Source organism: Bradyrhizobium sp. GW821-FHT12B03, assembly GCF_058807535.1.
This window is the reverse complement of the sequence record NZ_JBXAQU010000011.1, coordinates 37,147-57,948: the sequence shown is the minus strand read 5'-3', so window position 1 is coordinate 57,948 and position 20,802 is coordinate 37,147. Positions and strand designations below refer to the sequence as shown.

Sequence of the window (20,802 nt, the reverse complement as noted above, 5' to 3'; positions counted from 1 at the left end):
TTCGAGCGAAGTGGCTACCGGTTCGCGTCAAGAAATCGCGTCAAAACTAGAATCCGGAGCCCCGTTCCGATTTCATCGGAACGGGGCTCCGAGGCAGTCTTCCATTAAGGATGATCAGTGGAAGGGCCCGGCTAGCCATGTGGCTGGCTGGGCCTCTTTGCGAGAATCAGCTTCAAGTGCCCGGTGGATTAAGCCTTAATTCGCTCCGCACTTGTCTGGCGCGAATTGGGCTATATCTGTCGGTACACCCTGTACCAATCTTCTACCGCTACCAACTTCCTGCATCACGGGCGTCCATCGGCCTTCGAACCCAGCCAAACTGGCAGCCAAGTCTGGCGATGTCCGCCTCCGAAAACCCTAGGTGACTCATGCGCGATCCGGTTGAAACCTACATGAACCTCGTGCCCATGGTGGTCGAGCAGACCAACCGTGGCGAGCGCGCCTACGACATCTTCTCGCGCCTGCTGAAAGAGCGCATCATTTTCCTGACCGGACCGGTCGAGGACGGCATGTCGACGCTGGTCGTCGCGCAGCTCCTGTTCCTTGAAGCGGAAAATCCGAAGAAGGAAATCTCGATGTACATCAACTCGCCGGGCGGCGTGGTGACGTCGGGCCTTGCGATCTACGACACCATGCAGTTCATCCGCCCGCCGGTCTCGACGCTGTGCACGGGCCAGGCCGCCTCGATGGGCTCGCTGCTGCTCGCCGCCGGCGAGAAGGACATGCGCTTCTCGCTGCCGAACGCGCGCATCATGGTGCATCAGCCCTCCGGCGGCTTCCAGGGGCAGGCCACCGACATTATGCTGCACGCCCAGGAAATCCTGAACCTGAAGAAGCGGCTCAATGAGATCTACGTGAAGCACACCGGCCAGACCTACAAGACGATCGAGGACGCGCTGGAACGCGACAAGTTCCTGACCGCCAACGACGCCAAGGAGTTCGGCCTGGTCGACAGGGTCATCGACAAGCGCGCCGAAGAGCCGGCGGCAGCCAAGACCCCGTAGCACTACTGGTCTGTGACGGCGATCCCCAGGGGTCGCCTGGACCTTCCGGGGCGCGTTCACGTTTAGGCCTCGTGGACGCGTCGCAAAACGCTGTTTTGCGCCCTGCGACAGGCAGAAAGTTCCGCTTTCGTGCTTGTTTTTCGTGGCAATCCAGCAACGCCGGGGTGATTTCGATCACTTCGCCCGTGCCAAGACCTGAAATCACGGTATTGTCACGGGTAGCCGGCGACCCCCGATTAGCGAATTCTTGATAGTCGGGTGACAGCATGGTTGGCTACGAATGATCCGCTATGATCGCGGGAGAATCGAGTGACCGTGATTCGCACGGGATGTAACGCGTAGGGTCTTTTTTGGTACGGAATTTGCTCTATTTGAGTTTCATGCCGACCGGTGTGTCGGGATGGAGCGATCGAGCGGAACGGGATCGAACCGCGGACGGAGACATGAATGAGTAAGGTCGGCACGAGCGACTCCAAGAACACGCTATATTGCTCGTTCTGCGGCAAGAGCCAGCACGAAGTCCGCAAACTGATCGCGGGTCCCACGGTCTTCATCTGCGACGAGTGCGTCGAGCTCTGCATGGACATCATCCGCGAGGAGAACAAATCCTCGCTGGTCAAGTCGCGCGACGGCATTCCGACGCCGAAGGAAATCTGCAAGGTCTTGGACGACTACGTGATCGGCCAGAGCCATGCGAAGAAGGTTCTGTCGGTCGCGGTGCACAACCACTACAAGCGCCTCAACCACCAGACCAAGCACAACGACGTCGAGCTCGCGAAGTCGAACATCCTGCTGATCGGTCCGACCGGTTCGGGCAAGACGCTGCTCGCGCAGACGCTCGCCCGCATCCTGGATGTGCCGTTCACGATGGCGGACGCGACGACGCTGACCGAAGCCGGCTATGTCGGTGAGGACGTCGAGAACATCATCCTGAAGCTGCTCCAGGCCGCCGACTACAATGTCGAGCGCGCCCAGCGCGGCATCGTCTACATCGACGAAATCGACAAGATCAGCCGCAAGTCCGACAATCCCTCGATCACGCGCGACGTGTCGGGTGAGGGCGTGCAGCAGGCGCTCTTGAAGATCATGGAAGGCACGGTGGCTTCGGTCCCGCCGCAGGGCGGCCGCAAGCATCCGCAGCAGGAGTTCCTGCAGGTGGATACCACCAACATCCTGTTCATCTGCGGTGGTGCGTTCGCCGGCCTCGAGAAGATCATCTCGGCGCGCGGGCGGTCGACCTCGATCGGCTTCGGCGCCCAGGTGCTCGCGCCGGAGGACCGCCGTACCGGCGAGATCTTCCGTCACGTCGAGCCCGAGGATCTCCTGAAGTACGGCCTGATCCCCGAGTTCGTCGGCCGTCTCCCGGTCGTGGCGACGCTCGAGGACCTCGACGAGACCTCGCTGAAGAAGATCCTGACCGAGCCGAAGAACGCGCTGGTGAAGCAGTACCAGCGTCTGTTCGAGATGGAGAACATCGAGCTGACCTTCGCCGATGAGGCGCTTGGCGCGGTCGCCCGCAAGGCGATCGAGCGCAAGACCGGCGCGCGTGGCCTGCGTTCGATCCTCGAGGCGATCCTGCTCGAGACCATGTTCGACCTGCCGGGTCTGGAAGGTGTGGAAGAAGTCGTGATTTCCCGCGAAGTGGTGGAAGGCACGGCCCGTCCGCTCTACATCTACGCCGATCGCTCCGATCGCGCCGTCGAGAACGCCAGCGCCTGATTTGCGGCGCTGGAACGCTCCAATCGTCCTGAGAAGTGACGGCTGCGGAATGGTTCTCCGCAGCCGAGTTTGCGTCGCTTACCCGTGTGCGTAAGCGCCTGATGGCGCGCGTTTTTCAATGACTTGACACCCCCCGGGTCGATAGCCACCTAATGTCGGCGGCGAGCGAGACTTCTCTTCTAGATTCGCCTCAGTTCCGATCCGGCAAGCCCGGTCCAACCTTCGAATGGTAGGCCGGTTTTGTGGATCACCTCGGCACCTTGTGGCGGTTGCGCATGAGCATGGCGGGCTGCGTGCAAGGGGGCAAAGCAAAAGGAAAAGGCCATGACCAATCCAAAACCCCGGCCAACCATCGTCCATGGCGAAACGCACGCTTATCCCGTGCTTCCCTTGCGCGACATCGTCGTCTTCCCGCACATGATCGTTCCGCTCTTCGTCGGTCGCGAGAAGTCGATCCGCGCGCTCGAAGAGGTGATGAAGAACGACGCGCTGATCATGCTCGCGACGCAGAAGAACGCGTCCGACGATGATCCGGCGCCCGATGCGATTTACGAGACCGGTACGCTTGCCAGCGTGCTCCAGCTCTTGAAGCTTCCCGACGGCACCGTGAAGGTGCTGGTCGAAGGGCTCGAGCGTGCGCGCGTGCAGAAATACACCGATCGCGCCGACTATTACGAAGCGACCGCGATTGCGCTCGCCGACACCGATGCGAAATCGGTCGAGGCGGAGGCGCTGGCGCGCTCGGTGGTGTCCGACTTCGAGAGCTACGTGAAGCTCAACAAGAAGATCTCGGCCGAGGTCGTCGGCGTCGTGCAGGCGATCACCGATTTCGCCAAGCTCGCCGACACGGTCGCCTCCCATCTCGCGGTCAAGATCGCGGATCGCCAGGGCATCCTGGAAACGCTGTCCGTCACCACGCGCCTCGAGAAGGTGCTGGGCCTGATGGAGAGCGAGATCTCGGTGCTGCAGGTCGAGAAGCGGATTCGTTCTCGGGTCAAACGACAAATGGAGAAGACCCAGCGCGAGTATTATCTCAACGAGCAGATGAAGGCGATCCAGAAGGAGCTCGGCGACGACGATGGTCGTGACGAGCTCGCCGATCTCGAAGAGAAGATCTCCAAGACCAAGCTCTCCAAGGAAGCGCGCGAGAAGGCGCAGCACGAATTGAAGAAGCTGCGCCAGATGTCGCCGATGTCCGCGGAAGCGACCGTCGTGCGCAACTATCTGGATTGGCTGCTGTCGATTCCGTGGAACAAGAAGTCCAAGGTCAAGAAGGACCTGGAATCGGCGCAGGCCATCCTGGACTCCGATCACTACGGGCTCGAGAAGGTCAAGGAACGCATCGTCGAGTATCTCGCGGTGCAGTCGCGCGCCAACAAGCTGACGGGACCGATCCTGTGCCTCGTCGGGCCTCCCGGCGTCGGCAAGACCTCGCTCGGCAAGTCGATCGCGAAGGCGACGGGGCGCGAATTCGTGCGCGTCTCGCTCGGCGGCGTGCGCGACGAGGCCGAGATCCGCGGTCACCGCCGCACCTATATCGGCTCGATGCCCGGCAAGATCATCCAGTCGATGCGCAAGGCCAAGTCGTCCAATCCGCTGTTCCTGCTGGACGAGATCGACAAGATGGGCGCCGATTTCCGCGGCGATCCGTCCTCGGCGCTGCTCGAGGTGCTGGACCCCGAGCAGAACGGGACCTTCAACGACCACTATCTCGAGGTCGACTACGATCTGTCCAACGTGATGTTCATCACCACCGCGAATACGCTCAATATTCCGGGCCCGCTGATGGACCGCATGGAGATCATCCGGATCGCGGGCTACACCGAGAACGAGAAGGTCGAGATCGCGCGCAAGCACCTGATCCCGAACGCGGTGTCCAAGCACGGCCTGGACTCCAAGGAGTTCTCGATCGACGACGACGCGCTGCTGCTGCTGATCCGCCGCTACACCCGCGAAGCGGGCGTGCGTAACCTGGAGCGTGAGCTTTCGACACTCGCCCGCAAGGCGGTGAAGGAGCTGATGATCTCCAAGAAGAAGTCGGTCAAGATCACCGAGAAGACTCTGGAAGAGCTGCTCGGCGTGCCGAAGTACCGCTTCGGCGAGATCGAGAGCGAGCCGCAGGTCGGCATCGTCACCGGCCTTGCGTGGACGGATGTCGGCGGCGAGCTGCTGACCATCGAAGGCGTCATGATGCCCGGCAAGGGCAAGATGACGGTCACGGGCAATCTGCGCGACGTGATGAAGGAATCGATCTCGGCGGCGGCGTCCTATGTCCGCTCGCGCGCGATCGTCTACGGCATCGAGCCGCCGCTGTTCGACCGGCGCGACATCCACGTGCACGTGCCGGAAGGCGCGACGCCGAAGGACGGTCCGTCGGCGGGCGTCGCGATGGCCACCGCGATCATCTCGGTCATGACCGGCATCCCGGTCCGCCACGATGTCGCGATGACCGGCGAGATCACGTTGCGCGGCCGCGTGCTGCCGATCGGCGGCCTGAAGGAGAAGCTGCTGGCTGCGGCCCGCGGCGGCATCAAGACGGTGCTGATCCCCGAGGACAACGCCAAGGATCTCACGGAGATTTCCGATGCGATCAAGGGCGGCATGGAGATCATCCCGGTCTCGCGCCTCGACGACGTCGTCGCCAAGGCGCTGGTGAAGAAGCCGGTCCCGATCGTCTGGGAAGAGGACACCAAGGTGACGGTGAAGCCCGACGGCGACGAAGCCGCCGGCGGCCTGACCGCTCACTGATCTCCTGCGAAAGATGATAGAACGGCGCCTTCGGGCGCCGTTCTTGTTTTGAGGGCTGGTCATGCAGATCGACGGGCAATGCCATTGCGGGCAGATCACCTTCGAGGCCGAGATCGATCCTGAGACGGTCTCCGTCTGCCATTGCCGGGACTGCCAGACCCTGACGGGCTCGGCGTTCCGGGTCACCGCGATCTGCACCAGGGCCGACGTCAGGCTGACCGCCGGCACACCCAAGATCTACGGCAAGCGCGGCGACAACGGCCGGATGCGTTTCCAGCATTTTTGCGGCGACTGCGGATCCCCGCTGTTCACCAGCGGCGAGGGCGACCAGGCCGACGATTGGGGCATCCGCTGGGGCAGCATCCGCCAGCGGGACCAGCTGCGGCCGGTGAGGCAGATCTGGTGCCAGTCGGCGGCGGTCTGGATCGACGCGGTGCCGCTGCTGCCGGGCAGGCCGGGGGATTGAGGCTTAGGAATTGAAGTTCCGCGCTTGCCCGTCCGGGGCCTGTGAGGCTAAAGAGGCGGCGAGGGCGATTAGCTCAGCTGGTTAGAGCATCTCGTTTACACCGAGAGGGTCCGCGGTTCGAATCCGTGATCGCCCACCAGCCTTTGTTCGCGTCGCGGGCGATGGCTTCGCAGGCCAGCCCAAGCGGGCCGCCGAACGGGAGGCCTCCAATGGAACAGCCAAGCGGACACGAGCAGAACGCCGACCAGATCGCTTACTGGAACGGACCAAGCGGACAGCGCTGGGCCGATCGCCACGCGGCGCAGGAGAGCCTGCTTGGGCCCATTGCCGAGGTGCTGATCGATCGCGCCAGGCCGAAGCCGGGGGAGCGGGTCCTCGATGTCGGCTGTGGCTCCGGTGCGACGACGTTTGCGTTCGCAAAGGCTGTCGCGCCCAATGGCTTCGCACTCGGCCTCGATGTGTCCGAGCCGATGCTGTCGCAGGCGCGCGCGTTGGCACCAAAAGGCCTACCGCTCGATTTCGTGCTGGCGGATGCAACGGTGCATCCGTTCGAGCCGGCGAGTTTTGACCTGCTGGCGTCGCGCTTCGGCGTGATGTTCTTCGCCGATCCCATTGCGTCCTTCACCAATCTGCGGCGCGCGCTGAAGCCGTCCGGGCGGCTCGCCTTTGCATGCTGGCGCGAGCCGAAGGAAAATCCGTGGATGATGGCGCCGCTGATGGCGGTCTACAAGCACGTGCCGAAGATGCCGCCGGTCGGGCCGGAGGAGCCGGGCCCGTTCGCCTTTGCCTCGGAGGAGCGCGTGACGCGCATCCTGAAGGGCGCGGGATTTGCGGACGTCGCGATGGAGCCGCACAATCTCGCGATGGATGTCGCGATCGGCGGCGGACTCGACGCGGCGGTCGACGGTGCGCTTCAGATCGGTCCTGCCAGCCGTGCGCTGCAGGGCCATCCGCCGGAGACCTATGATGCAGCAAAAGCCTCCATCCGCGAGATGCTCACGCCGTTCCTGAAAGGGCAGTCGGTCGCGTTGCAAGGCGCGATCTGGATCGTGACGGCGAAGGCAGCATAGGCAGCTGGAAGGCTCTGCGAAGGAACGTCACAATGTTTGTCATTGAGGACGAATTGCACGCTGAATGGCAGGGCGAGTTTCAGACGCGGCAGCAGGCAATCGAGGAGCTGCGGCGAAGGGCTCTGATTCCCTGGAACGAGGAGCCGAACGCAGCACCATGCATGAGTTGGGTCACTTGCGGACGCAGCTATGAGTTGGTGGAGTACGATGACAGCACTCTGCTCTGGAAGCAGCTGTCACGCGCCTTGATCCTTGAGATCTCAGCTTCCGGTGTGCGGTGGCTTGCTGAGTCGTAGGGATCTCCGCGCCGACGATTATCGCTTCACACCACATCATCCGGCGCCAGCGCGCAGCCATTGTCCGGATGCGTTTCGACCTGAAGCGTGGTGTGGCCGATGCGGAACGACGTCTTCAGCAGCTGCGCCGTCTCCATCAGGAATGCATCGCCGGCCCCGGTCGGCATGACGAGGTGGCAGGTCAGCGCCGTCTCGGTGGTCGAGATCGGCCAGACGTGAAGATCGTGGATCCCTGAGACGCCGGGCCGCTGCTGTAGAAACGACCTGATTGCGGCGAGATCGGTGCCCTTGGGCGCGGCCGCCATCGACATGTCGATCGAGCCGCGCAGCAGGCTGGTCGTGCTCCAGAGGATGGTGACGCAGATCACGAGGCTGGTGACGGGATCGAGCCAGAGCCAGCCGGTCCAGATGATCAGCGCCGCCGAGACCACGACGCCGAGCGAGACCGCGGCATCGGCTGCCATGTGCAGATAGGCGCCCTCGATGTTGATGTCGTCCTTGCGTCCGCTGGCGAACAGCATCGCGGTAAGGCCGTTGATGAGGATGCCGATGCCGGCGACCACCATCACGGTGACGCCCGCGACCGGCTCCGGCTCGCGCAGCCGCAAAATCGCCTCCCAGCCGATCGCGCCGGTGGCGACCAGCAGGAATACCGCATTCGCCAGCGCCGCCAGGATGGTGGAGGCGCGAAAGCCATAGGTGAAGCGGCCGCTCGGCGCGCGCCGTGCCGCGATCGAGGCGCCCCAGGCCACGACCAGGCCAAGCACGTCGGACAGATTGTGCCCGGCATCCGCAAGGAGCGCGGTGGAGTTGCCGATATAGCCGTAGACCGCCTCGGCGACGACCAGCGCGGTGTTGAGGGTAATGCCGATCGCGAACGCCTTGCCGAAGCTGGCGGGCGCGTGGACATGCGCGTGGCCAAAACCATGGTCATGACCATGAGCATGGCTGTGGTCGTGACCATGGCCATGATCATGCGAATGGCCGGCATGGTCACGATGGTGATGGCCGTGATGGTCGTGGCTGCCCAAACCTAGCGCTCCCCGGTTTCAGCCAAATCAGCCGCCATTGTAGGCGTTTCGGCAGCCCCGTCACGCCGGAACAGCACGTAGAGCGCTGGCAGCACCAGGAGCGTCAGCACGGTGGAGGAGATGATGCCGCCGATCACCACGGTCGCCAGCGGCCGCTGCACTTCGGCGCCGGCGCCTGTGGCGAGCGCCATCGGCACGAAGCCGAGGGAGGCGACCAGCGCCGTCATCAGCACCGGCCGCAGGCGGGTCAGCGCGCCCTCGCGCACGGCCTCCGCAACAGGACGTCCCTCGCTGCGCAGCCGCTCGATGAAGGCGATGATGACGAGGCCGTTGAGCACGGCGACGCCCGACAGCGCGATGAAGCCGACGCCGGCGCTGATGGATAAGGGAATACCGCGCAGCAACAGCGCGGCGACGCCGCCGGTCAGCGCCAGCGGAACGCCGGAGAACACCAGCGCCGCATCCGCCGCCGATCCCATCCCCATGAACAGCAGCAGGAACACCAGCAGCAGCGCCACCGGCACCACGATGGTCAGCCGCTTGGTGGCGGAGACCAGCTGCTCGAACTGGCCGCCCCAGCCGATCCAGTAGCCCGGCGGCAGCTTGACCTTCCCGGCGATCGCCTCCTGAGCCTCGGCGACGAAGGAGCGCAGGTCGCGACCGCGAACGTTGGCCATCACCACGACGCGGCGCTTGCCGTTCTCGCGGCTGATCTGGTTGGGGCCGGGTGCGATCTCGATCGCCGCGACGGAGGACAGCGGCACGTAGCGAGGTGTCGCGCCCGATGCCCCCGGCCAAGCGGTCTTCGTGACGGCGGGGACATCCTCGCCCGGCGGCAACGGGATCGGGAGCGACTTGATCGTGTCGGGGTTGGCCCGCAGGTTTTCCGGCAGCCGCACCACGATGTCGAAGCGGCGATCGCCCTCGAACAGTTTTCCGACCGGCTTGCCGCCGATTGCGATCTCGACCAGGTTCTGCACCTCGCTCAGGCTGAGGCCGTAGCGCGACAGCGCCTGGCGGTCGAGCCTGACGGTGAGGATCGGCAGGCCCGCGACCTGCTCGGTCTTGACGTCGGCGGCGCCCTCGATGCCGCGGACGACGCCATTGACCTGCTGGGCGATGCCGGCAAGCACGTCGAGATCGTCACCGAAGATTTTCACGCCGACGTCACTGCGGATGCCGGCGATGAGCTCGTTGAAGCGCATCTGGATCGGCTGGGTCATGCCATAGGCGGTGCCGGGCAGGGTGTTGGCGGCGCGTTCGATCTCCTCGATCACCTCGTTCTTGGGCTTGGCGGGGTCGGGCCATTCGTCACGCGGCCTCAGCGTGACATAGGTGTCGGCGACGTTCGGCGGCATCGGGTCGTTGGCGATCTCGGCGGTACCGATTTTGGAGAAGATGGTCGCGACCTCCGGAACCTGCTTGACCGCCTTCTCCAGCCGGAGCTGCATGTCGACGCTCTGGGTCAGGCTGGTGCCGGGAATCCGGATGGTCTCGATGGTGATGTCGCCTTCATCCAGGCTCGGGATGAATTCGCCGCCCATCCGCGTCGCGGCGAAGATGCTGCCGACGACGATCAGCACGGCACCGAACGCGACGCTGCCGCGATAGCGGATGGCGCGGTCGAGCAGCGGCACATAGAACCGCTTGGCCGCCCGCATGAAGACGTTCTCCGTCTCCGAGACCTTGCCGGTGACGACAATCGCAACCGCAGCCGGGACGAAGGTGACCGACAGCAGCGCCGCGCCGGCGAGCGCCATCAGCACGGTCAGCGCCATCGGCGTGAACATCTTGCCCTCGGTCCCCGTCAGGGTCAGGACCGGCAAATAGACCACGGCGATGATCAGCGTGCCGAACAGGCTCGGCTTGATGACTTCGCTGGCGCCCTCGCGAATAGTCTGCATCCGCTCTTCCAGCGAGAGCAGGCGCCCGCGCCGGTGCTGCTCGGCAGCGAGCAACCGCAGGCAGTTCTCGACGATGATGACCGCACCATCGACGATGATGCCGAAATCGATTGCGCCCAGACTCATCAGATTGGCGCTGACCCTGCTCTCGACCATGCCCGTGATCGTGAACAGCATCGAGAGCGGGATCACGCAGGCGGTGATCAGCGCGGCGCGGATGTTGCCGAGGATCAGGAACAGCACCGCGATCACCAGCGCCGCGCCCTCGACGAGGTTCTTCTCGACGGTCTGGATGGTCGCTTCCACCAGATACGTGCGGTCATAGACGGCGCGCGCGATCACGCCGTCGGGGAGCGATTTCGCGATCTCCGTCAGCCGGGCCTTCACGCGCTGGGCGACCGTGCGGCTGTTCTCGCCGATCAGCAGCATGGCGGTGCCGAGCACGGTTTCGCTGCCGTTGGTCGTCGCAGCGCCCGAGCGCAGGTCCTGGCCTTCCTCGACGTCGGCGACGTCGCGGATACGCACCGGCACGCCGCCGCGCGAGCCGATCACGATGTCGCGGATGTCCTGGATATTGGCGACCTGGCCTGGCGCGCGGACGAGATATTGCTCGCCGTTGCGCTCGATATAGCCGGCGCCGACATTGGCGTTGTTGGCGGCCAGCGCCGTCATGATGTCGCGGAAACCGAGCCTGTAGGCCATCAGCCGGCCGGGGATCGGCAGCACGTGGAATTGCCGCTCATGGCCGCCGATCGAGTTGACCTCGACCACCCCGGGAATGGTGCGCAGCTGCGGCTTGATGATCCAGTCCTGGATGGTGCGCAGCTCTGTCGGCGTGAACTCGGCGCCTGAGGGCGACTTCGCGCCGGCCTTGGCCTCGACCGAATAGACGTAGATCTCGCCGAGCCCGGTCGAGACCGGCCCCATCGCGACCTCGGTGCCTCCAGGCAGTTGGTCCTTTGCCTGCTGGATGCGCTCGTTGACGAGCTGGCGCGCGAAATAGATGTCGGTGCCGTCTTGGAACACGACGGTGACCTGGCTCAGGCCGTAGCGCGAGATCGAGCGGGTGTAGTCGAGCTTGGGCAGCCCGCCCATCGCGGTTTCGATCGGGAAGGTGATGCGCTGCTCGGCTTCGAGCGGCGACAGGCCAGGGGCGCGCGTGTTGATCTGGACCTGGACGTTCGTGACGTCGGGCACCGCGTCGATCGGCAGGCGCGTGAAATTCCAGGCGCCGAAGGCGCCGGCCGCCAGCGCAAACAGGACCACGAGCCATCGCTGGCGAATGGAGAAGGCCAGCAGGGCGTCAATCATGGTCGGCGTCTCCTTTGCCCATCTCCGCCTTGACCACAAAACTGTTCTCGGCGACGTAACGCTCGCCGACGGAGAGCCCTGCGCGGATCTCCACGAATCTCGGGTCGGAGTCGCCGAGCTCCACCGGGCGCGCCTCGATCTTGTCGCCGTCCTCGCGGACGAACACGATGGTCCGGTTCTCCAGCGTCTGGATCGCGCTGCGGCGCACGGCAACCGCGACGTTGCGGGCGGCGAGGATCAGCCGCGCCGTGACGAACAGGCCCGGGCGAAGCCGGCCCTCCGGGTTGGGCAGCACCACGCGCGCCAGCGCGGTCTGGGTCTCGCTCGAGCCGATCGGCGCCATGTAGGAGATCGTGCCCTTGATCTCACCGCGGCCATCGTCGGGATCGATCAGCACCTCGTCATTGAGGCGGACGCGCTTGAGGTCCTGCCGGTAGATCGACAGGTCGACCCAGATCGTCGAGAGATCGGCGACGACGAAGGCCGGCTTCTGCTCGGAGGCGTATTCGCCGAGCGAGATCTGCCGCTCGATGATGGTGCCGGCGATCGGTGCCTTCAGCTCGTAGACGGTCAGGCTCTGGTTGCTCTCGATCGCGGCGAGCAGATCGTCCCTGGCGACCTTGTCGCCGATGCGCTTCTGGATCGATTTTGCGACACCGGGAAAGCGAGGCGTGACCTGGACGACAGCTTCCTGGTTGGCGCGCAGGATGCCGTTGAAGGCGAGCGTGTCAGACAGCGTGGCGCCCGCGGCTTCCGCCAGCGTCACGCCGGCGGCCGCAAGTTTGACGTCGGAGATGCGGATACGGTCGGCGCCATGCTCGTCCTGCTCGACATGGTCGTTCGGCTTCTCCGGCTTCTTGTCCGCGGCATGCTCCGTCGATGCGACCTTGGCCGGTGCAAGCATGGAATAGCCGTAAGCGCCGAGTGCGGCGGCGATGACGGCCACGAGGACGGTGGAGGATGTTTTCATCGTGCGCCCTCCCGGGCCAGCGCAAAGGGATTGCCGACGAGACCTTCGATGGTCGCGACCCCGGCATGGAAATTCTGCAGCGCCTCCTGCTCGCGCAGCCGCGCCTGCGCGACGCTGGCCTGGGCGTCGAGCACTTCGAGCAGGGTGAAGCGGCCCTGGCCGTAGCCTTGCGAGATCGCTTCTGCCGCCTCGGTCGCCTTCGGGATGGCGGTCTCGCGCAGCACGGCGAGCTCGCGCAGCGAGCCCTGGAGCGAGTCATAGGCGCGGCCCGCAATCACGATCAGCGTGTTGCGGTTGGCCTCGCGTTCGGCCCTGGTCTTGGCGAGACTCTCCTGTGCCGACAGGATGTTGCCCTGGTTCTGGTCGAACACGGGGATCGGCACCGAGACGGTGAGGCGCGCCGCATCGTCATTGGTCTCGTTGAAATGGCGCCATCCCGCCGCGATCCGAACGTCGGGATAGGGCCTCAAGCGCGCCATCAGCAGCTCGGCGTTCCGCTGGGCATAGACCGCGGTCCAGCGCACCAGCTGGGGATTGGCATCGATGGCGGCGACGACCGACTGGAATGTCGGCGGCTTGCCCATGGTGTCGAGCCGGCCGGAGACCTCGCCGAATTTCGAGGCGGGATCGCCCATCAGCACGGCAAGCTCGCGCCGGGCGCTCGCCAGGGTCGCCTTGAAGCGCTCGCGGTCGGCCTTCACCAGGGCCGAGGCGACCTCGGCGCGGCCGGTCTCGGCCGGGGAGGAGGCGCCTGCATCGACGCGGCGACGGAGCAGCGGCGTCAGCCGGTCGATTGCGGTGATCTGCTCGTCGAGGATCTGGATGCGGCGCTGCGCGCCGAGCACGCTGAGGAAGGCGATCGCGGTCTCCGACAGCACCTCCAGCCTGATAGCCTTGCGCTGGATCGCGGCCACCTCGATGCCGGCGGCGCCCGCGGCAATCCGCGCCTCGCGCTTGCCGAACAGCTCGAAGGCCTGGCTGATCTGGAGCGTGGTCTCGGCCGATCTGGTGCCGCGATAGATACCGGAGCCGAACGAATTGTCCTGTTCATAGGACAGTTCCGGATTGAGGAGGGCGCCCGCCTGGATGCGCTGGCCCGTGGCGATTCCGACATCGCGTTCCGCCGCCGTCAGCCGTGGGCTCGCGGCCAGCGCGCGCGACAGCGCCGCGCGCATCGTCAGCGTCTGGGCGTGTGTGTGCTGCATCAGCCAGGGGCTGACCAAAATCGCCGTCGCGCACAAAAGGCGCGCGGCAGTCCGTCTGCAAGACATGAGTGACCTGTGAACAATAGCATCGTGGGCGCGGAGCGCCCGGCTGATCAGTTCAGGTCAGATGTTTGGGGGGAGGCGATTCGGTGTCGGGATCGATGCCGACCGAGGCGGGCTCGCGCGACGATGTGGGCACGGTGTGGAGATCGACCGCCGTGCCGGGCTCGATGTACTGGGCGACGGTCAGCGAGAAGCAGCCGTGGCAGTGATGCGCCGCGATTGTCTTGCCCTCGCAATCGCCCGGTGCGCCCGCCATGGAGACGATGTGCGATTGGCCGAACGAATTCGCCACGTCGACGCATTGGCTGGTGTGAAGGGCGCCCGACAGCAGATAGAGCACCGCGCAGACCACGGCCCACGACCCACGCCAATTGCGCGGGCGGAACACCTTCCTGATGGACCGGCGGATCGAAAACACGGCGTCACTCTCGTTGACCTCAAGCTGCCTAGCAGGGTCCAGGAACAGTGTCGACCCGCAACAATGTTACGCAGGGGAACCTGATGTCGCGGGGAGGGCAGAGACTGCGATTGTCTGCGGCGTTTCCGCGCCCTATCTTGTTGGCATGGCCGACGCATGCTGCTCACCCCCGCCGCTCGATCTCGATCGCCATCGCGACAACAAGGCGTATCGCCGCGTGCTGTGGGCCGTGCTCGCCATCAATGCGATCATGTTTTTCGCAGAGATCGGCGCGGGCCTCGCGGCCGGGTCGGCCTCGCTCCAAGCGGACGCGCTCGATTTCCTCGGAGATGCCGCGAACTACGCCATCAGCCTCCTGGTGGTCGGCATGGCGCTGCGCTATCGCGCGACCGCGGCACTCGCGAAGGGGCTGACGATGGCTGCCTTCGGCCTGTGGGTCGTCGGCACGGTGGTCTGGCACGCCGCGCATGGCACGCTGCCGAGCGCGTTCACCATGGGAGCGGTCGGAGTGGCGGCGCTTGCTGCGAACGCGGCCTCGTTCGGATTGTTGTGGGCCCATCGCAAGGGCGACGCCAACATGCGCTCGGCCTGGATCTGTACCCGCAACGATGTGCTCGGCAACATTGCCGTGCTGCTGGCTGCCCTCGGCGTGTTCGGCACCGGCACGGGGTGGCCCGACGTCATCGTGGCGGCCATCATGGCCGGCCTCGCGCTCCAGGGCGCGGTCGTCGTGGCCCAGCAATCCACGGCCGAGTTGAGGGCGCGTCCAGCTTAGCTGCGCAGGATGAGGCATCATGACGACGTCAGGCCGTGCGGCCCATTGGGAGGCTGTCTACCAAGGCAAGGGCGAACGCGAGGTGAGCTGGTTCCAGGAGAGTCCGTCGCCTTCGCTCGAATTGATTGCGCTGGCCGGCGCCGGGCCGGCCTCGGCGATTATCGATATCGGCGGCGGCGCGTCTCGACTGGTCGATGCGCTATTGACCGCCGAATATACGGACCTGACCGTGCTTGACCTGTCCGACGCAGCGCTTGCGGCGTCGCGGACGCGGCTCGGTACCGCCGGCGACGGCGTGGACTGGGTCGTGGCCGATGTGACGGCGTGGCAGCCAACGCGGACCTACGACGTCTGGCACGATCGCGCAGCGCTTCACTTCCTAAACGCAGTGGAGGAACGAGCGGCCTATGTCGCATGCGTCAGGCGCGCGGTGAAGATCGGCGGGCATGTCGTCATCGGCACATTCGCGACCGACGGCCCGGAGAAATGCAGCGGCTTGCCGGTGACCCGTCACAGCGCCGACAGTATCGCCGCGCTGCTCGGCGCCGGCTTCACGTTGACGGATCATCGCCGTCATCAGCATGCGACGCCGTGGCAATCGGTGCAGAATTTTCAGTTCAGCAGCTTCGTCAGGTCGGCATAGATCCCTTACGATCGCGCAGCCCGTGCTCATTGGGCTGGCTCCAGCACGTCGTGGTGTTGCTCGCGGCTTTCGACGCGAAGCGGTGGCGTGACGTCGGTGCCGGGAGAGGACGGTAGCCCAAGACCCTTCACGATCCCGAAGATCGCGGGGATCACGATCAGCGTCAGCAGCGTCGACGAGATCATGCCGCCGATCATGGGCACGGCAATGCGCTGCATGATCTCCGAGCCCGTGCCGCTGCTCCACATGATCGGCAACAGGCCGGCCATGATGGCAACCACCGTCATCATCTTCGGGCGGACGCGCTCGACCGCGCCTTCCATGATCGCCTTGTCGAGATCGTCGCGGGTCAGCGTGCGGCCCGCAAGCGCACAGCGCGCCCTGGTCTCGGCGAGCGCGTGGTTGAGATAGATCAGCATCACCACGCCGGTTTCGGCCGCCACGCCCGCGAGCGCGATGAAGCCGACCGCGACGGCGACCGAGAGGTTGAAGCCGAGCGACCACATCAACCACAGCCCGCCGACGAGGGCGAACGGCAGGGAGAGCATCACGATCACGGTCTCGGTGATCGAGCGGAAGTTGAGGTAGAGCAGCAGGAAGATGATCAGCAGCGTCACCGGCACCACGATCTTCAGCCGCGCGGTGGCGCGCTCCAGATATTCGTATTGCCCGCTCCAGACCAGATAATAGCCCGGCGGGAACTGGATGCTCGCCTGCACCGCGGCCCGCGCGTCAGTGACATAGCCGCCGAGGTCGCGGTCGCGGATGTCGACATAGATATAGGTGGCGAGCTGTCCGTTCTCGGTCCGGATCGAGGTCGGCCCGCGCGCCGGCGTGACGCTCGCGACCTCGCCGAGCGGAACGGCGCCGCCGCCCGGCATCGGCACCAGGATGTCGCTGGCGATCGCCTTCGGATTGTCGCGCAAGTCGCGCGGATAGCGCATGTTGACGGAGAAGCGCTGTCGGCCCTCGACGGTGGTCGTCACCGTCTGGCCGCCGAGGGCGGTCGCGATCGTGTCCTGCACGTCCTGCACCATGATGCCGTAACGCGACAGCGCCTCGCGGTCCGGCGTGATCTCGAGATAGTAGCCGCCGAGGCTCCGCTCGGCATAGGCCGAGGAGGTGCCCGGCACCGCCTTGATCACCTGCTCGATCTGCCGCGCCAGCCTGTCGATCCCGGCGAGATCGGTGCCGATGACCTTGATGCCGACAGGCGTGCGGATGCCGGTCGAGAGCATGTCGATGCGCGCCTTGATCGGCATGGTCCAGGCGTTGGAGACGCCGGGAAACTGCAGCGCCTTGTCCATCTCGGCGATCAGGCTGTCGATGGTCACGCCGGCACGCCATTGCTCCCTAGGCTTGAGGTCGACGATGGTCTCGAACATCTCCGACGGCGCCGGATCGGTCGCGGTGGCCGCGCGGCCGGCCTTGCCGTAGACCGAGGCCACTTCCGGAAACGAGCGGATGATGCGGTCCTGGGTCTGCATCAGCTCGGCCGCCTTGGTCACGGAAATGCCGGGCAGCGTGGTCGGCATATAGAGCAGGGTGCCCTCGTTGAGGTTCGGCATGAACTCCGAGCCGAGCCGGCCGGCCGGCCAGATCGAGGCGGCGAGCACGGCGAAGGCGAGCAGGATCACTGCGATCCGCGCCCGCAGCACGCCCGATATCACCGGCCGATAGATCCAGATCAGGAAGCGGTTGATCGGGTTCCTGTGCTCGGGGATGATCCTGCCGCGGACGAAGATCACCATCAGCGCCGGCACCAGCGTGACCGACAGCAGTGCCGCCGCCGCCATCGCGAAGGTCTTGGTGAAGGCGAGCGGGCTGAACAGCCGGCCCTCCTGCGATTCCAGCGTGAAGATCGGCATGAACGACACCGTGATGATCAAAAGGCTGAAGAACAGCGCCGGGCCGACCTCGGCGGCGGCCTCGATCAGGATCTCCACCCGCGAGCGGCCGGGCTCGGCGCGCTCGAGATGCTTGTGCGCGTTCTCGATCATGACGATCGCGGCGTCGATCATGGCGCCGATCGCGATCGCGATGCCGCCGAGGCTCATGATGTTCGAGCCGATCCCGAGCAGCTTCATCGCCCCGAACGCCATCAGCACCCCGACGGGGAGCATCAGGATGGCGACCAGCGCGCTACGGACATGCAGCAGGAACACGATGCAGACCAGCGCCACCACGATGCTCTCCTCGAGCAGCGTGTGCCTGAGTGTCTCGATCGCGGCCTTGATCAGGTTGGAGCGGTCGTAGACCGGAACGATCTCGACCGATTTCGGCAGGCTGCTCGCGATCTCCTTGAAGCGCTTCTTGACGCTCTCGATCACGTCGAGCGCGTTCATGCCGAAGCGCTGCAGCACGATGCCGCTCGTCACCTCGCCCTCGCCGTTGAGCTCGGCGATGCCGCGCCGCTCGTCCGGCCCGAGCTCGACGCGGGCGACGTCGCGCAGCTTGACCGGCGTGCCGTTGTCGGTCTTCAGCACGATGCTGCCGAGATCGTCGACGTTCTTCAGATAACCCTTGCCGCGGATGACATATTCGAACTCGGAGAGCTCGACGGTGCGGCCGCCGACGTCGGCATTGCTGGCGCGGATGGCGTCGCGCATCTTCGCCATGGTGATGCCGAGGTCGCGCATGCGCTGCGGATCGAGGATGACGTTGTACTGCCTGACGAAGCCGCCGACGCTGGCGACCTCCGCCACGCCTTCGGCCTTGGCGAGGGCGAATTTCAGGTTCCAGTCCTGGATCGTCCGGGTCTCGGCGAGGTTCAGCTCCTTGGACATCACCGCGTATTGGTAGACCCAGCCGACGCCGGTGGCGTCGGGGCCGATTGTGGGCGTGACGCCGGCCGGCAGCCGCGCCGCGGCGCCGTTGAGGAATTCGAGCACGCGCGAGCGCGCCCAGTAGATGTCGGTGCCGTCCTCGAAGATGACGTAGACGAAGGAGACGCCGAAGAAGGAGAAGCCGCGCACCACCTTCGATTTCGGCACCGTCAGCATGGCCGTGGTGAGGGGATAGGTGACCTGGTCCTCGATCACCTGGGGCGCCTGTCCCTGATATTCGGTGTAGACGATGACCTGGGTGTCGGAGAGATCGGGAATCGCGTCCAGCGGCAGATGGAGCAAGGCATAGAGGCCGGCAGCCGTGGCAAAGCCGGCGCCGAACAGCACCAGCAGCAGGTTGCGTGCCGACCAGGCGATGATGCGCGCGATCATGGCTTGCCTCCCATGGCGTGGCTGCCGTGCGCGTCAGAGCCTTGTGAGTCAGCGCCTTGGGCGTTGCCGCCTTCGGCGAGCCCCTTGAGGGCCGCCTTGAGGTTGCTCTCGGCATCGATCAGGAAGTTGGCGGAGGTGACGATCGCATCGCCCTCGGCAAGCCCGTCGCGGATCTCGACATAGCCGTCACCGCGGCGTCCGAGCTTCACCTCGCGCGGCTCGAAGCGGCCCTGTCCCTTGTCGACCAGGACGGCTTGCCGGCTGCCGGTATCCAGCACCGCGCTCTCGGCGACCACCAGCACGGGCGCCGGATTGCCGGTGTCGATCTCGGCATCGACATACATGTCGGGAAGCAGCGCGAGATCGGCGTTGGCGAGCTCGATCCGGATCCGGGCCGTGCGTGTCTCCTTGTTCAGTTGCGGATAGATGACGCCGATCCGGCCGCCAAAATCCCGGCCGGGGTAGCTGCGGGCGCGCACCGTCACGGGCTGGCCGACGGCAATGCCGCCGAGGTCGCGCTCGGCGACGTCGACATTGGCCCACACCAGCGAGATGTCGGCGATGCGAAACAGGATATCGCCGGGCTGGGCGCGCATGCCCTCGATCGCATTGCGCTGGAGCACGATGCCGTCGCGCGGCGACGACCATTGCAGGGTGATCGGCACCACATGGCTCTTCTCCATCTCGGCGATGACGGGCTCGGGGACGTCGAGATTGACCAGCCGCTGCCGCGAGCCGCGGCCGTAGGGCTCGATGCCCGCGGTCGTCTTCGAGGTGATGGTCGCGAGATATTCGGCCGCGGCGGACGACACCGCCGGACTGTAGATCTCCATCAGCGGCTGCCCCCGGGTCACGCGGCTTCCGGTGGTGACGTCGGCGACCCTCTGCACATAGCTCTCGGCACGCATGGTGATCACCGAGACGCGGCGTTCGTCCAGTTGAATGGTGCCGGGCGCGCGCACCAGCGTCCGCAGCCGGCGCAATTCGGCCGGCTCGGATTTGACGCCGCTGCGCTGGATCTTGCCGGGCGACAGCTTGACCGTGCCGTCGTCGCTGTCGTCGCCGTCATAGACCGGGATGTAATCCATCCCCATCGAATCCTTCTTCGGCACCGGCGAGGTGTCGGGCAGGCCCATCGGGTTGCGGTAATATTTGATCTTGCGATTGCCCGTGTGCTCACCCCTGGGCTCGGCCGCGCTCATCGTTGCGGGCTGATCGGGCGTATCAGTCGGAGCCGGCACGGCGACATAATCGCGGCCGTCCTCGGTCTTCTTCGGCGTCGGCGAATAGAGCGGCTTGCCGTCCGGGTCCTGATAATAGAGCGGGGCGGCCGCATCCGCCGCATTCGCTGCGGACAGGATCGGATCGCCATTCGCCGGCAAGAAGCTGCCGGCAAACGGCGCGGCGCCCGCCGCTGCGACGAGCACAGCGGCAAGGCCGATGAGGCGGGTCCTGCTCATTGCTCGGCCGTGACGACGAGCTTGTTTTCGACCGTGCCGCTTTCGCCCTGCACCTTGGCGCCGAGCGAAAGTTGCCAGCGCCCGGCCATGCCGAAGGTGGCCTTGAAACGGTAGGTCCCGGGCTCGCTGCCGGGCATCGGCGTGACCTTGGTGGCCATCTCCTGCATGCCGTCGGGCGCCATGTCGAGCCGGCTGGCGAACACCACCGCATCCGGCACGGTCTTGCCGGAGGTCTTGTTGACCAGTCGCACCGTCACGATGCGATCGGCGCCGGCCTTGACGGTCGGCTGCACCAGCTGGAATTCGTAGTTCTTGATCTCGGCGCGCGCGGACGTCGCAAACGCGGCGGCGATCAGCGCAGCCATGGCGGCGCGCGCAACATTGGACGTTGTCATGATGTCAATTCCTCGATGGGTCTGATGGAGCCGCACGCAACGATTTGACGCGTTGCAGGACGGCAGGCAGCGATGCGCGCCGCTTCCGGCACGCATGTTCAGGCGC

Annotated in this window: 16 protein-coding genes and 1 tRNA gene; 9 read left to right on the top strand and 8 right to left on the bottom strand. The window is 65.4% G+C overall.

What is annotated here, in order from left to right; genetic code table 11:
- The first annotated feature begins 368 nt into the window (after positions 1-368).
- From AC1RUR_RS21275 to AC1RUR_RS21245, 7 genes are all read left to right on the top strand, one after another.
- The gene (locus AC1RUR_RS21275) at positions 369-1,004 is read left to right on the top strand and encodes an ATP-dependent Clp protease proteolytic subunit (RefSeq protein WP_492847507.1); all 636 of its coding nucleotides are present in this window, start codon (positions 369-371) and stop codon (positions 1,002-1,004) included.
- A gap of 447 nt (positions 1,005-1,451) precedes the next feature.
- Positions 1,452-2,723 (top strand): ATP-dependent Clp protease ATP-binding subunit ClpX, encoded by a 1,272-nt coding sequence (gene clpX / locus AC1RUR_RS21270; protein ID WP_008547851.1) that lies wholly within the window; start codon positions 1,452-1,454, stop codon positions 2,721-2,723.
- A 324-nt stretch (positions 2,724-3,047) separates the two neighbouring features.
- On the top strand, positions 3,048-5,471 hold the full coding sequence (gene lon, locus AC1RUR_RS21265) for an endopeptidase La (RefSeq protein WP_492847504.1): 2,424 nt from the start codon (positions 3,048-3,050) through the stop codon (positions 5,469-5,471).
- A gap of 61 nt (positions 5,472-5,532) precedes the next feature.
- A complete protein-coding gene (locus AC1RUR_RS21260; protein ID WP_492847502.1) occupies positions 5,533-5,937 on the top strand; it encodes a GFA family protein in 405 nt (134 codons plus the stop codon).
- A gap of 62 nt (positions 5,938-5,999) precedes the next feature.
- Positions 6,000-6,076 (top strand) — tRNA-Val (locus tag AC1RUR_RS21255).
- 70 nt (positions 6,077-6,146) lie between these two features.
- Positions 6,147-7,007: a class I SAM-dependent methyltransferase gene (locus tag AC1RUR_RS21250; RefSeq protein ID WP_492847499.1), complete on the top strand. Its 861-nt coding sequence runs from the start codon at positions 6,147-6,149 to the stop codon at positions 7,005-7,007.
- A 32-nt stretch (positions 7,008-7,039) separates the two neighbouring features.
- Positions 7,040-7,303 (top strand): hypothetical protein, encoded by a 264-nt coding sequence (locus AC1RUR_RS21245; protein ID WP_492847497.1) that lies wholly within the window; start codon positions 7,040-7,042, stop codon positions 7,301-7,303.
- 26 nt (positions 7,304-7,329) lie between these two features.
- Here the strand turns inward: AC1RUR_RS21245 and AC1RUR_RS21240 are convergent, their stop codons facing one another.
- The 5 genes from AC1RUR_RS21240 to AC1RUR_RS21220 are packed head-to-tail and all read right to left on the bottom strand — an operon-like array spanning position 7,330 to position 14,205.
- Positions 7,330-8,334, bottom strand: coding sequence for a cation diffusion facilitator family transporter (locus AC1RUR_RS21240; RefSeq protein WP_492847495.1), 1,005 nt, complete (start codon positions 8,332-8,334; stop codon positions 7,330-7,332).
- Between the two features lie 2 nt (positions 8,335-8,336).
- Entirely contained in the window at positions 8,337-11,549 is a 3,213-nt protein-coding gene (gene ihpC, locus AC1RUR_RS21235; protein WP_492847493.1) for a divalent metal ion exporter subunit IhpC, read from the bottom strand.
- Positions 11,542-12,519, bottom strand: a complete 978-nt coding sequence (gene ihpB, locus AC1RUR_RS21230; RefSeq protein WP_492847491.1) for a divalent metal ion exporter adaptor subunit IhpB — start codon at positions 12,517-12,519, stop codon at positions 11,542-11,544. Before ihpB ends, ihpC begins: the two co-directional genes overlap by 8 nt.
- Positions 12,516-13,790: a divalent metal ion exporter subunit IhpA gene (ihpA, locus tag AC1RUR_RS21225; protein ID WP_492847489.1), complete on the bottom strand. Its 1,275-nt coding sequence runs from the start codon at positions 13,788-13,790 to the stop codon at positions 12,516-12,518. The genes ihpB and ihpA overlap by 4 nt, the downstream gene beginning before the upstream one ends.
- Positions 13,791-13,842: 52 nt before the next feature.
- Positions 13,843-14,205 (bottom strand): hypothetical protein, encoded by a 363-nt coding sequence (locus tag AC1RUR_RS21220; protein ID WP_492847487.1) that lies wholly within the window; start codon positions 14,203-14,205, stop codon positions 13,843-13,845.
- Positions 14,206-14,350: 145 nt separating this feature from the next.
- Here AC1RUR_RS21220 and AC1RUR_RS21215 point away from each other — a divergent pair, with 145 nt between their 5' ends.
- Together AC1RUR_RS21215 and AC1RUR_RS21210 are read left to right on the top strand one after the other, a co-directional pair.
- Positions 14,351-14,980 (top strand): cation efflux transmembrane domain-containing protein, encoded by a 630-nt coding sequence (locus AC1RUR_RS21215; RefSeq protein ID WP_492847485.1) that lies wholly within the window; start codon positions 14,351-14,353, stop codon positions 14,978-14,980.
- 19 nt (positions 14,981-14,999) lie between these two features.
- Positions 15,000-15,623, top strand: a complete 624-nt coding sequence (locus tag AC1RUR_RS21210; protein WP_492847483.1) for a class I SAM-dependent methyltransferase — start codon at positions 15,000-15,002, stop codon at positions 15,621-15,623.
- Between the two features lie 26 nt (positions 15,624-15,649).
- Here the strand turns inward: AC1RUR_RS21210 and AC1RUR_RS21205 are convergent, their stop codons facing one another.
- From AC1RUR_RS21205 to AC1RUR_RS21195, 3 genes are read right to left on the bottom strand one after another with little or no spacing between them, the layout of a single operon-like run.
- Complete coding sequence (locus AC1RUR_RS21205; protein WP_492847481.1) at positions 15,650-18,841, bottom strand: efflux RND transporter permease subunit; 3,192 nt, start codon at positions 18,839-18,841, stop codon at positions 15,650-15,652.
- Positions 18,838-20,301, bottom strand: coding sequence for an efflux RND transporter periplasmic adaptor subunit (locus AC1RUR_RS21200; protein WP_492847479.1), 1,464 nt, complete (start codon positions 20,299-20,301; stop codon positions 18,838-18,840). Before AC1RUR_RS21200 ends, AC1RUR_RS21205 begins: the two co-directional genes overlap by 4 nt.
- Positions 20,298-20,696 carry a FixH family protein gene (locus AC1RUR_RS21195; RefSeq protein WP_492847477.1) on the bottom strand — a complete coding sequence of 133 codons (399 nt, stop codon included), beginning with the start codon at positions 20,694-20,696 and terminating at the stop codon, positions 20,298-20,300. Before AC1RUR_RS21195 ends, AC1RUR_RS21200 begins: the two co-directional genes overlap by 4 nt.
- Positions 20,697-20,802: the final 106 nt, after the last annotated feature.

What these genes read in the sequence shown, in the direction of transcription:
- AC1RUR_RS21275 (WP_492847507.1), top strand. Translation starts at nt 369, where the DNA reads ATGCGCGATCCGGTTGAAACCTACATGAACCTCGTGCCCATGGTGGTC.
- clpX (WP_008547851.1), top strand. Translation starts at nt 1,452, where the DNA reads ATGAGTAAGGTCGGCACGAGCGACTCCAAGAACACGCTATATTGCTCG.
- lon (WP_492847504.1), top strand. Translation starts at nt 3,048, where the DNA reads ATGACCAATCCAAAACCCCGGCCAACCATCGTCCATGGCGAAACGCAC.
- AC1RUR_RS21260 (WP_492847502.1), top strand. Translation starts at nt 5,533, where the DNA reads ATGCAGATCGACGGGCAATGCCATTGCGGGCAGATCACCTTCGAGGCC.
- AC1RUR_RS21250 (WP_492847499.1), top strand. Translation starts at nt 6,147, where the DNA reads ATGGAACAGCCAAGCGGACACGAGCAGAACGCCGACCAGATCGCTTAC.
- AC1RUR_RS21245 (WP_492847497.1), top strand. Translation starts at nt 7,040, where the DNA reads ATGTTTGTCATTGAGGACGAATTGCACGCTGAATGGCAGGGCGAGTTT.
- ihpC (WP_492847493.1), bottom strand. Translation starts at nt 11,549, where the DNA reads ATGATTGACGCCCTGCTGGCCTTCTCCATTCGCCAGCGATGGCTCGTG.
- ihpB (WP_492847491.1), bottom strand. Translation starts at nt 12,519, where the DNA reads ATGAAAACATCCTCCACCGTCCTCGTGGCCGTCATCGCCGCCGCACTC.
- ihpA (WP_492847489.1), bottom strand. Translation starts at nt 13,790, where the DNA reads ATGTCTTGCAGACGGACTGCCGCGCGCCTTTTGTGCGCGACGGCGATT.
- AC1RUR_RS21215 (WP_492847485.1), top strand. Translation starts at nt 14,351, where the DNA reads ATGGCCGACGCATGCTGCTCACCCCCGCCGCTCGATCTCGATCGCCAT.
- AC1RUR_RS21210 (WP_492847483.1), top strand. Translation starts at nt 15,000, where the DNA reads ATGACGACGTCAGGCCGTGCGGCCCATTGGGAGGCTGTCTACCAAGGC.
- AC1RUR_RS21205 (WP_492847481.1), bottom strand. Translation starts at nt 18,841, where the DNA reads ATGATCGCGCGCATCATCGCCTGGTCGGCACGCAACCTGCTGCTGGTG.
- AC1RUR_RS21200 (WP_492847479.1), bottom strand. Translation starts at nt 20,301, where the DNA reads ATGAGCAGGACCCGCCTCATCGGCCTTGCCGCTGTGCTCGTCGCAGCG.
- AC1RUR_RS21195 (WP_492847477.1), bottom strand. Translation starts at nt 20,696, where the DNA reads ATGACAACGTCCAATGTTGCGCGCGCCGCCATGGCTGCGCTGATCGCC.